Origin of the sequence: Streptomyces sp. BI87, from assembly GCF_025957665.1 — a bacterium.
GTDB lineage: Bacteria > Actinomycetota > Actinomycetes > Streptomycetales > Streptomycetaceae > Streptomyces > Streptomyces albidoflavus.
Genome location: NZ_CP110079.1, coordinates 4,198,953 through 4,208,861, shown reverse-complemented (window position 1 = coordinate 4,208,861; position 9,909 = coordinate 4,198,953). Strand labels below are relative to the sequence as shown.

Genomic DNA, 9,909 nt, shown 5'->3' with positions numbered 1-9,909 from the left:
CAGCGAGCGATTTAGCGCTTGCTGTACTGCGGGGCCTTGCGGGCCTTCTTGAGACCGGCCTTCTTGCGCTCGACCGCGCGGTCGTCACGCGTGAGGAAGCCGGCCTTCTTGAGGGCGCCGCGGTTGTTGTCCACGTCGGCCTCGTTCAGCGCGCGGGCCACGCCGAGGCGCAGGGCACCGGCCTGACCGGAGACGCCGCCACCCGAGATGCGGGCGATGACGTCGTAACGGCCTTCGAGCTCGAGCACCTTGAAGGGCTCGTTGACTTCCTGCTGGTGCACCTTGTTGGGGAAGTAGTCCTCGAGGGTGCGGCCGTTGATCTTCCACTTGCCGGTGCCCGGAACGATCCGGACGCGGGCGATGGCGTTCTTGCGGCGGCCCAGGCCGGCGGCCGGCTGGGGCTCACCGAAGCCGGACGCGAGGGACTCCGAGGTGTAGTCGCCCTCGGGGGTCTCGGACTCGGTGGTGTACTGCTCGATGTCGTCGAGGGGGAGCTCGGCGGTGGTCTCGGCCACGATTCTCCTCAGATTCGTTTCAGTCTTAGGGGTGTGGCCGGAACTACTGCGCGACCTGGGTGATCTCGAACGGCACCGGCTGCTGGGCAGCGTGCGGGTGCTGCTCGCCCGCGTAGACCTTCAGCTTCGAGAGCATCTGACGGCCCAGGGTGTTCTTCGGGAGCATGCCCTTGACGGCCTTCTCGACGGCCTTCTCGGGGTTCTTGTCCATCAGCTCGTCGTAGCGCACCGAGCGCAGACCGCCCGGGTAACCGGAGTGGCGGTACGCCATCTTCTGGGTGCGCTTGTTGCCCGAGAGGTGGATCTTGTCGGCGTTGATGATGACGACGAAGTCACCGGTGTCGACGTGGGGGGCGTAGATCGGCTTGTGCTTGCCCCGCAGGAGGGTGGCGGCAGTGGTCGCCAGACGGCCCAGGACAACGTCCCGGGCATCGATGACGTGCCACTGGCGGGTGACATCGCCGGGCTTGGGGCTGTACGTACGCACGGTTCGTAGCCTTCGCTTCTTCAGTGAGTGGGTCCTGACATGGCCACCACGGACGATCACGACAGCCCTGGCCGCACATCGGTGACGCATCCGAGTGCTTGCCGCTGGTCATCGGCCCGGTGGGACCGGTGTAAGGGCCCCTCACGTGAGAATGAGCAAGCCAATACACATAACGAACACGCACGATACCCGCGTTTCCCCGAACGGGTCAAAACGCGAGTGCGCGCGGGGCGGACCCGAAGATCCGGACCGCGAGCCGAGGCGTATCCGCCCCTCCACCATAACCAACCCCGGTCGTAGGATGCGGGCCATGAGCTATGGGCAGGGGGGCCCTCCGTGGGGCCAGGGGGACAGGGGCCCGCAGGGGCAGCAGCCGTACGGGCAGCAGCAGCCGGCCACGCCGGACTGGGAGGCGCTCGCCTCGGCCTCCGAGGCGCGGGGACGTAAGCGCCGCTGGACGCTGATCGGGGGCGGCGCGGTCGCCACGGTCGCGGTCGCCGCGCTGGTCGCGACCCTGGTGGTGCGCGCCAACAGCGACGACCCGAAGGCGGCCGACCCGATCGGCGGGGTCTCCAGCTCCTCGACGCTGCCCGAGGACACCACGGCCCCGGCGCCGTCCTTCTCCGAGGTGGCCCCGCCGCCCCCGCCGGACCCGAAGGACTTCGTCTCCAGCGCCGAGAAGGACAAGGCCCCGCTGACGGCGCTCTCGCTCTACCCGGGCAAGAAGCTCACCGTCGGCGACCGCGTGTACGCCAAGGGCGCCCTGCACCGCACCACCAAGTGCGCGAGCGGCACCCAGGGCGCGCTGGGCCAGGTCCTCACCAAGAACGGCTGCGAGCAGCTGATCCGCGCCACCTACCGGCGCGACGGCGTCGCGGTCACCGTGGGCGTCGCCACCTTCAAGACGGCCGACGTGGCCGCCAAGGTGAAGGAGGAGACCAGCGGCAACGTCGCCTCGCTGGCCGGCGAGGGCGTCCCCACCTTCTGCCGCACCACGGTCTGCCGCTCCACCGCCAACGCCTACGGCCGCTACGTCTACTTCACCGTCGGCGGCTTCACCAACGGCGACGACGTCACCAAGCAGGACCGGGCCGTCTTCACCACCGGCGACGACGTGGCCGAATTCACCCTGCGCCAGATCCACCGGCGCGGCGTCGCCCAGGCGTCCCAGGCGGCCGCCGCGCAGTGAGCCCGGCCGCTCAGCCGCAGCAGGCGGTGCCGGGCAGGGTCCGCTTGTTGCGGGCCTCCCGGTTGCGGGCCGCCAGCAGCTCGTCGGCCGGGTAGCCGACCTCCTCCAGGGTCAGCCCGTGCGGGCGCACCACGTGCACCGCGGAGTCGCGCACCCCGGCCGCCAGCACCTTCCCGGGCCATTCCACGGGCCGGTGGCCGTCACCGACGAAGAGCAGCGCGCCGACCAGCGAGCGCACCATGTTGTGGCAGAACGCGTCGGCCCGCACGGTCGCCGTGACGATCCCGTCCGCGTCCCGCTCCCAGCTCAGCTCCTGGAGGGTGCGGATGGTCGTCGCCCCCTCACGCCGCTTGCAGTACGCCGCGAAGTCGTGCTCGCCGAGCAGCGCCACGGAGGCCGCGTTCATCGCCTCCACGTCGAGCGTCCAGTCGTGCCACAGCACGTGCCCGCGCAGCAGCGGGTCGACCCCGCCGGGGTGGTCGGTGACCCGGTACGCGTACCGCCGCCAGACCGCCGAGAACCGCGCGTCGAACCCGGCCGGCGCCTCCGCGACCCGCCAGATCCGCACATCGTGCGGCAGCCGCCCCGCGAGCCGCCGCAGCAGCTTCTCCCGGTGCTCCTCCCAGACCTCCCCCGGCAGGTCCACGTGGGCCACCTGCCCGCGCGCATGCACCCCCGAGTCGGTCCGCCCGGCCACCGTCAGCTCGTACGTCCGCTCCCCCGCCCGCGTCACGGTCCGCAAGGCGTCCTCGATCTCGCCCTGCACGGTCCGCCGGCCCGCGGCCTGCTTGGCCCAGCCGGAGAAGTCCCGCCCGTCGTAACTGAGGTCCAGCCGCACCCGCACGTGCCCGTCCTCGGGCCCGTCCCGCCGCTCCGTGTACTCCACCTGCTCGCTCACCCGCGCATCCTCGTCTCCACCGTCCCGGTACGGCGGCGGGCCCGCACCCCCGAGGGGATACGGGCCCGCACACACGCGTACGACCGGCTCAGGCGTCCTTCGCCTCGTCGTCCTTGGCCTCGGCAGCGGCCTCGGGCGCCTCGGTGGCGGCCTGGTCCTTGCTCGCGGCGTCTTCCTTGACCGCGCGCTTGGTCGCGGCCTCGGCCTCGCCAGTGGCCTCCTGGGCCACGGTCAGGGCCTCCACCAGCTCGATGACGGCCATGGGCGCGTTGTCGCCACGGCGGTTACCGACCTTGGTGATCCGGGTGTAGCCACCCGGGCGGTTCTCGTAACGGGGGCCGATCTCGGTGAAGAGCGTGTGGACGACGCTCTTGTCCGTGATGACCTGGAGAACCTGACGGCGGTTGTGAAGGTCGCCCTTCTTCGCCTTGGTGACCAGACGCTCGGCGTACGGACGCAGACGGCGCGCCTTCGCCTCGGTCGTCTTGATCCGGCCGTGCTCGAACAGCGAGCGCGCGAGGTTCGCGAGCATGAGCCGCTCGTGCGCGGCGCTGCCGCCCAGACGGGCACCCTTGGTGGGCTTCGGCATGGTCTTTCTCCTTGTGATCTGCACCGGCCGTACCAGGTACCGATGACAGTGTCCGCACGAACTTGTGTCCGCCGGAGTCTCACCTCAACCGTCGGCCGAAAGCCTGCCCGGCGAGCCACCTAAAGCCCGTCCGGCGATTGAGGACATCTTCTCAAACCGGCCACGCCCCCGAGGAATCCCCCGGCAGCCCGGCCACATCTCAGCCCGGAAATCCAGCCCGTCCGGCGCTTGAGGACATCTTTTCCAGCCCGTCCGGCGCTTGAGGACACCCGAGCCCCGGCAGGGGCAAGCCCGAAGGCTCACCCCTGCCGAGCAGAACCTCAGTACTGCTCGGTCTCCACGAACCCGGCGTCCGCGTCGTCGTCGGCGCCAAAGGCGTCAGCGGCGGCGGTCGGGTCGAATCCGGGCGGGCTGTCCTTGAGCGCCAGCGACATCCCGGCCAGCTTCGCCTTGACCTCGTCGATCGACTTGGCCCCGAAGTTCCGGATGTCGAGCAGGTCGGCCTCGGACCGGGCGACGAGCTCACCCACGGAGTGGATGCCCTCACGCTTGAGGCAGTTGTAGGAGCGAACCGTCAGCTCCAGCTCCTCGATCGGCAGCGCCAGGTCGGCCGCGAGCGCGGCGTCCGTCGGCGAGGGGCCCATGTCGATGCCCTCGGCGTCGACGTTGAGCTCACGGGCCAGACCGAACAGCTCGACCAGGGTCTTGCCGGCGGAGGCCATGGCGTCACGCGGACGCATCGCCTGCTTGGTCTCGACGTCGACGATGAGCTTGTCGAAGTCGGTCCGCTGCTCGACTCGGGTCGCCTCGACCTTGTAGGTGACCTTGAGGACGGGCGAGTAGATCGAGTCGACCGGAACCCGGCCGATCTCCTGGCCCGCCTGCTTGTTCTGGACGGCGGAGACGTAGCCGCGACCGCGCTCGACGGTCAGCTCCATCTCCAGCTTGCCCTTGGCGTTCAGCGTGGCGAGCACCAGGTCGGGGTTGTGCACCTCGACACCGGCCGGGGGCGCGATGTCGGCGGCGGTGACCAGACCCGGGCCCTGCTTGCGCAGGTACATCACGACCGGCTCGTCGTGCTCCGAGGAGACGACCAGCTGCTTGATGTTGAGGATCAGGTCGGTGACGTCCTCCTTGACGCCCGGCACGGTGGTGAACTCGTGCAGGACACCGTCGATGCGGATGGACGTGACCGCCGCACCCGGGATCGAGGAGAGCAGCGTGCGCCGCAGGGAGTTGCCGAGGGTGTAGCCGAAGCCCGGCTCCAGCGGCTCGATCACGAACCGGGAGCGGAATTCGTCGACGACCTCTTCGGTCAACGAGGGACGCTGAGCGATCAGCATGCTTTCTGTTCCTTCAGTCAGGGGCGCCCGCTATTTGACGCCCGACCCGCCGGGCGGTGAGCCCGGCAATGACACTGCTCAAGGGTACGGGCGGTACGGCCGAATCGGCCGTACCGCCCGGAAACCCACAGCCGGCCGGGGCTCACGCCCCGGCGGTCCGGTCAAACGCGGCGGCGCTTGGGGGGACGGCAGCCGTTGTGCGGGGTGGGGGTGACGTCCTGGATCGAGCCGACCTCCAGGCCGGTGGCCTGGAGCGAGCGGATCGCGGTCTCACGGCCGGAGCCGGGACCCTTGACGAAGACGTCGACCTTGCGCATGCCGTGCTCCTGCGCGCGGCGGGCGGCCGACTCGGCGGCCATCTGCGCGGCGAAGGGGGTGGACTTGCGCGAGCCCTTGAAGCCGACGTGGCCGGCGGAGGCCCAGGAGATCACGTTGCCCGTGGGGTCGGTGATCGAGACGATCGTGTTGTTGAACGTGCTCTTGATGTGCGCGTGGCCGTGAGCGACGTTCTTCTTTTCCTTGCGGCGCACCTTCTTGGCAGCGCCCTGACGTCCCTTGGGGGGCATGTCTTATCTCCAGTGGGAGGTGGTCGGTCCTACAGCGAAGACCGCTGACGAGCGTCCGCTGCGGACTACTTCTTGCCCGGCTTCTTCTTACCGGCGATGGCGCGACGCGGGCCCTTGCGGGTGCGGGCGTTGGTGCTGGTGCGCTGACCGTGGACGGGCAGGCCACGGCGGTGACGCAGACCCTGGTAGCAGCCGATCTCGACCTTGCGGCGGATGTCGGCCTGGATCTCGCGACGGAGGTCACCCTCGGTCTTGATGTTGTTGTCCACGTACTCGCGGATCTTGACCAGGTCCTCTTCGGACAGGTCGCGAACGCGGGCGTTGGGGTTGACGCCGGTGGCCTCCAGCGTCTGCTGCGAAAGGGTCCGGCCGATGCCGAACACGTAGGTGAGGGCGACCTCCACACGCTTCTCGCGCGGGATGTCGACACCGGAAACGCGTGCCATCTAATGGCTCCAGTTGTCTGTCGGAGGTCTGCCGCAGTGCCGCTCCCGACCGCCGATCCACCGGGGCGGTCGAAGCCGCCGAGGGGCATGGAACGGAACGGGTCCCCGGCCTCCGACCGGGGGTACCGCCCTTCTCACGTGGTCAGTCCACGGGAAGAGGCGGGCACTGCGTTTGGTGATACTGCTGTGCGTCGCGCGTGATCTGCGAGAGGCAGGTGTACGTCAGCCCTGGCGCTGCTTGTGGCGCGGGTTGTCGCAGATGATCATGACCCGGCCGTGACGGCGGATCACCCTGCACTTGTCGCAGATCTTCTTGACGCTCGGCTTGACCTTCATGGTGAGGTTCTCCGGGTCAGGTGCCGGCCACCACCCCGGGAGAGGGGTGGCGAGCGGGCAAGATCTACTTGTACCGGTAGACGATCCGGCCACGCGTCAGGTCGTACGGAGACAGCTCCACCACGACCCGGTCGTCAGGGAGGATGCGGATGTAGTGCATACGCATCTTGCCGCTGATGTGTGCCAGGACCTGGTGGCCGTTCTGGAGCTCAACCTTGAACATGGCGTTCGGAAGAGACTCGACGACAGTGCCCTCGATCTCGATGGCACCTTGCTTCTTGGCCACGCTTCGCCCTTCGAATCGACTACCTTGACCGGCTCCGTCACATTTGCACACCCATGCAGGCATGCGGATGCACGAGAGCCGACGCGTCAGTCTACGTCAGGCCTCCCGCAAAAGGCGAATCGAGGAACAATGCCCCGATGCGCTGATCCTTATGCGTTCCTGCCGCAGACCATCGCAGGACCCGCCCGGACGGACGAGTCCACCGGCCCACCCGTCCCACAGGACGCGCACGCCGGAAAACCCTGATCAGGCCGCCGGGTCCGGGGCCGTGGCGATCCCGAACTCGGCCAGCTTCGCCTTGCCGCCGTCCTCGGCGGTCAGCACCAGCGGGCCCTGCTCGGTGAGGGCCACCGAGTGCTCCCAGTGCGAGGACCAGGTCCCGTCGGTGGTGATCACCGTCCAGTCGTCCTCCAGCACCTCGGTCTTCGGGGTGCCGAGGCTCACCATCGGCTCGATCGCCAGGCAGAAGCCCGGGACCAGCTTCGGGCCCTTGCCCCGGCGCCGCTCGACGTAGTTCAGCAGGTGCGGGTCCATGTGCATCTCGGTGCCGATGCCGTGGCCGCCGTAGTCCTCGACGATCCCGTACTTGCCGCCGCCCGGCTTCGGCTGCCGGCGGATGTACGTCTCGATGGCGCGGGAGATGTCGACCAGCCGGTTGCCCTGCTTCATCGCGGCGATCCCGGCCCACATCGACTCCTCGGTCACCCGGGAGAGCTCGACCAGTTCCGGGGCGTGGCCGGAGCCGACGAAGGCGGTGTACGCGGCGTCGCCGTGCCAGCCGTCGACGATGGCGCCGCAGTCGATGGAGATGATGTCGCCGTCGGCGAGCACCGTCTTCTCGTCCGGGATGCCGTGCACCACGACCTCGTTGACCGAGGTGCAGATGGTCGCCGGGAAGCCGCCGTAGCCGAGGAAGTTGGAGCGGGCCCCGTGCTCCTCCAGCACCTTGCGGGCCACCTGGTCCAGGTCCCGGGTGGTGGCGCCGGGCACGGCCGCCTCACGCGTGGCACGGTGGATGGCGGCCACGACCAGCCCGGCCTCACGCATCTTGGCGATCTGCTCGGGACTCTTGATCTGCACCACGGGACTTGAACCTCCTGATTGTGGGCGGGATTCACCGCCGGCCTCGGTACCGGCCGCGGGACGCACCGTCTTCCAGTCTGCCGGACGCGCGACGGCCGCGGGCCCCTGGCGGGGACCGCGGCCGTCGCTGGGCGCGTAGCCCTACGTCACTTCTGGTCGGCGCCGAGGGCCGCCATCGCGCGGGCGGTGACCTCGTCGACCTTGCCGAGCGCGGAGATCGTCACCACGAGGCCCTGGGCCTTGTAGTGGTCGATGATCGGCTCGGTCTCGTTGTGGTAGACCTCGAGCCGCTTGCGGACGGTCTCCTCCTTGTCGTCCGCGCGCTGGTACAGCTCGCCGCCGCAGACGTCGCAGACGCCCTCGGTCTTGGGCTTGCTGTACTCCACGTGGAAGACGTGGCTGGAGTCGTTGCGGCAGATGCGGCGGCCGGCGATGCGCTTGACCACCTCGTCCTCGGGGACCTCCAGGTCCAGGACCGCGTCGAGCGCGACACCCTGCGCCTTGAGGGACTCGTCGAGCGCCTTGGCCTGCGACACGTTCCGGGGGAAGCCGTCGAGGAGGAAGCCGTTGGCGGCGTCCGGCTGGGCCATACGGTCCTCCGCCATGCCGATGGTCACCTCGTCGGGGACGAGGTTGCCGGCGTCCATGTAGGACTTGGCCTGCTTGCCCAGTTCTGTGCCCTGGCTGATGTTGGCGCGGAACAAGTCACCCGTGGAGATGTGCGGGATCGACAGGTTCTTGGCGAGGAACGCGGCCTGCGTTCCCTTGCCGGCACCAGGCGGTCCGACGAGGACGATTCGCATCAGCGGAGGAACCCTTCGTAATTGCGCTGCTGAAGCTGGCTCTCGATCTGCTTCACGGTCTCCAGACCCACACCCACGATGATCAGGATGCTCGTCCCGCCGAACGGGAAGTTCTGGTTGGCCCCGAAGCCGGCCAACGCCATCGTCGGCACCAGGGCGATCAGCCCCAGATACAGCGAACCCGGCCAGGTGATCCGGTTGAGCACGTAACTCAGATACTCAGCGGTCGGTCGGCCAGCCCGGATGCCCGGGATGAACCCACCATACTTCTTCATGTTGTCGGCGACTTCTTCGGGGTTGAAGGAGATGGCCACGTAGAAGAACGCGAAGAACACGATGAGGAAGAAGTACAGGATCACGTGGGCCGTCGCGCCCGTGTCCGCCAGGTTGTTGTTGATCCATTGGGCCCAACCCGCCTGGGAGTTGGAGAACTGGACGATCAACGCGGGGATGTAGAGCAGCGACGAGGCGAAGATGACCGGGATCACACCGGCCTGGTTCACCTTGAGCGGGATGTAGGTGGACGTACCGCCGTAGGAACGGCGGCCGATCATCCGCTTCGCGTACTGGACGGGGATGCGGCGCTGCGCCTGCTCGACGAAGACCACCAGGCCGACCATGGCGAGACCCACCAGGATCACGGTGCCGAACTCGATCCAGCCGCCGGCCAGGTCGCCCTGCTCCTTGATGGCCCACAGGGAGGCGGGGAAGCTCGCGGCGATCGAGATGAACATCAGGATCGACATGCCGTTGCCGATGCCGCGGTCGGTGATGAGCTCACCGAGCCACATGACGAGGGCGGTGCCGGCGGTCATGGTGAGGATCATGACGGCGGTCACGAAGATCGACTGGTCCGGCACGATCTCGCCGGCGACCGGGCAGCCCTGGAAGAGCGAGCCGCTGCGGGCGGTCGCGACCAGGCCGGTGCCCTGGAGGACGGCGAGCGCCACCGTCAGGTACCGGGTGTACTGCGTGATCTTCGCCTGGCCGGAGGAGCCCTCCTTCTTGAGGGCCTCCAGACGCGGGATGACCACGGTCAACAGCTGGAGAATGATGCTCGCCGTGATGTAGGGCATGATGCCCAGGGCGAAGATCGTGATCTGGAGCAGCGCGCCACCGGAGAACATGTTCACCAGGCCGAAGAGGCCCTGGGTGGCGTTCGCCTGGTCCATGCAGATCTGGACGTTCTGGTAGCTCACGCCCGGGATCGGTACGTGCGCGCCGATCCGGTAGAGGACGATGATGCCGAGCGTGAAGAGCAGCTTCTTGCGCAGGTCGGGCGTCTTGAACGCCCGGGCGAACGCGGTGAGCACGGTGCCTCCTGCGACCCCCGCGCACGTGCGTCAGAGGTGACGGTCTTGAGGTTCG

13 protein-coding genes are annotated in these 9,909 nt (G+C 68.6%); 1 reads left to right on the top strand and 12 read right to left on the bottom strand.

Translation table 11 applies throughout. The features are described 5' to 3' along the window. Positions 1-11 precede the first annotated feature (11 nt). Together rpsI and rplM are read right to left on the bottom strand one after the other, a co-directional pair. A complete protein-coding gene (rpsI, locus tag OIM89_RS18725; RefSeq protein WP_008407256.1) occupies positions 12-515 on the bottom strand; it encodes a 30S ribosomal protein S9 in 504 nt (167 codons plus the stop codon). A gap of 43 nt (positions 516-558) precedes the next feature. Continuing rightward, positions 559-1,002 (bottom strand): 50S ribosomal protein L13, encoded by a 444-nt coding sequence (rplM, locus tag OIM89_RS18720; RefSeq protein ID WP_003948612.1) that lies wholly within the window; start codon positions 1,000-1,002, stop codon positions 559-561. A gap of 310 nt (positions 1,003-1,312) precedes the next feature. On the opposite strand from rplM, the gene OIM89_RS18715 reads away from it, so the two are divergent. After that, positions 1,313-2,191, top strand: coding sequence for a hypothetical protein (locus OIM89_RS18715; RefSeq protein WP_264491445.1), 879 nt, complete (start codon positions 1,313-1,315; stop codon positions 2,189-2,191). Between the two features lie 10 nt (positions 2,192-2,201). On the opposite strand, the gene truA is transcribed toward OIM89_RS18715, so the two are convergent. The 10 genes from truA to secY form a co-directional block, all read right to left on the bottom strand. Further along, positions 2,202-3,089: a tRNA pseudouridine(38-40) synthase TruA gene (truA, locus tag OIM89_RS18710; protein ID WP_052230956.1), complete on the bottom strand. Its 888-nt coding sequence runs from the start codon at positions 3,087-3,089 to the stop codon at positions 2,202-2,204. An 88-nt stretch (positions 3,090-3,177) separates the two neighbouring features. After that, positions 3,178-3,678, bottom strand: a complete 501-nt coding sequence (gene rplQ, locus OIM89_RS18705; RefSeq protein ID WP_023418947.1) for a 50S ribosomal protein L17 — start codon at positions 3,676-3,678, stop codon at positions 3,178-3,180. 320 nt (positions 3,679-3,998) lie between these two features. Next, on the bottom strand, positions 3,999-5,021 hold the full coding sequence (locus tag OIM89_RS18700; RefSeq protein WP_003948616.1) for a DNA-directed RNA polymerase subunit alpha: 1,023 nt from the start codon (positions 5,019-5,021) through the stop codon (positions 3,999-4,001). 161 nt (positions 5,022-5,182) lie between these two features. Further along, the gene (gene rpsK, locus OIM89_RS18695; RefSeq protein WP_003948617.1) at positions 5,183-5,587 is read right to left on the bottom strand and encodes a 30S ribosomal protein S11; all 405 of its coding nucleotides are present in this window, start codon (positions 5,585-5,587) and stop codon (positions 5,183-5,185) included. 65 nt (positions 5,588-5,652) lie between these two features. Next, the gene (gene rpsM / locus OIM89_RS18690; protein WP_023418946.1) at positions 5,653-6,033 is read right to left on the bottom strand and encodes a 30S ribosomal protein S13; all 381 of its coding nucleotides are present in this window, start codon (positions 6,031-6,033) and stop codon (positions 5,653-5,655) included. A gap of 222 nt (positions 6,034-6,255) precedes the next feature. After that, the gene (rpmJ, locus tag OIM89_RS18685; protein WP_003948619.1) at positions 6,256-6,369 is read right to left on the bottom strand and encodes a 50S ribosomal protein L36; all 114 of its coding nucleotides are present in this window, start codon (positions 6,367-6,369) and stop codon (positions 6,256-6,258) included. A 64-nt stretch (positions 6,370-6,433) separates the two neighbouring features. Next, positions 6,434-6,655, bottom strand: coding sequence for a translation initiation factor IF-1 (gene infA / locus OIM89_RS18680; protein ID WP_003948620.1), 222 nt, complete (start codon positions 6,653-6,655; stop codon positions 6,434-6,436). A gap of 246 nt (positions 6,656-6,901) precedes the next feature. Further along, the gene (map, locus tag OIM89_RS18675) at positions 6,902-7,738 is read right to left on the bottom strand and encodes a type I methionyl aminopeptidase (protein ID WP_175458293.1); all 837 of its coding nucleotides are present in this window, start codon (positions 7,736-7,738) and stop codon (positions 6,902-6,904) included. Positions 7,739-7,884: 146 nt separating this feature from the next. Continuing rightward, the gene (locus tag OIM89_RS18670) at positions 7,885-8,541 is read right to left on the bottom strand and encodes an adenylate kinase (protein ID WP_030695954.1); all 657 of its coding nucleotides are present in this window, start codon (positions 8,539-8,541) and stop codon (positions 7,885-7,887) included. After that, the gene (secY, locus tag OIM89_RS18665; protein WP_003948623.1) at positions 8,541-9,854 is read right to left on the bottom strand and encodes a preprotein translocase subunit SecY; all 1,314 of its coding nucleotides are present in this window, start codon (positions 9,852-9,854) and stop codon (positions 8,541-8,543) included. Before secY ends, OIM89_RS18670 begins: the two co-directional genes overlap by 1 nt. Positions 9,855-9,909: the final 55 nt, after the last annotated feature.

Excerpts from the sequence above, each read along its gene's own strand:
- rplQ (WP_023418947.1), bottom strand. The coding sequence starts at position 3,678 with ATGCCGAAGCCCACCAAGGGTGCCCGTCTGGGCGGCAGCGCCGCGCAC.
- rpsK (WP_003948617.1), bottom strand. The coding sequence starts at position 5,587 with ATGCCCCCCAAGGGACGTCAGGGCGCTGCCAAGAAGGTGCGCCGCAAG.
- OIM89_RS18670 (WP_030695954.1), bottom strand. The coding sequence starts at position 8,541 with ATGCGAATCGTCCTCGTCGGACCGCCTGGTGCCGGCAAGGGAACGCAG.
- rpmJ (WP_003948619.1), bottom strand. The coding sequence starts at position 6,369 with ATGAAGGTCAAGCCGAGCGTCAAGAAGATCTGCGACAAGTGCAGGGTG.
- OIM89_RS18715 (WP_264491445.1), top strand. The coding sequence starts at position 1,313 with ATGAGCTATGGGCAGGGGGGCCCTCCGTGGGGCCAGGGGGACAGGGGC.
- OIM89_RS18700 (WP_003948616.1), bottom strand. The coding sequence starts at position 5,021 with ATGCTGATCGCTCAGCGTCCCTCGTTGACCGAAGAGGTCGTCGACGAA.
- rpsM (WP_023418946.1), bottom strand. The coding sequence starts at position 6,033 with ATGGCACGCGTTTCCGGTGTCGACATCCCGCGCGAGAAGCGTGTGGAG.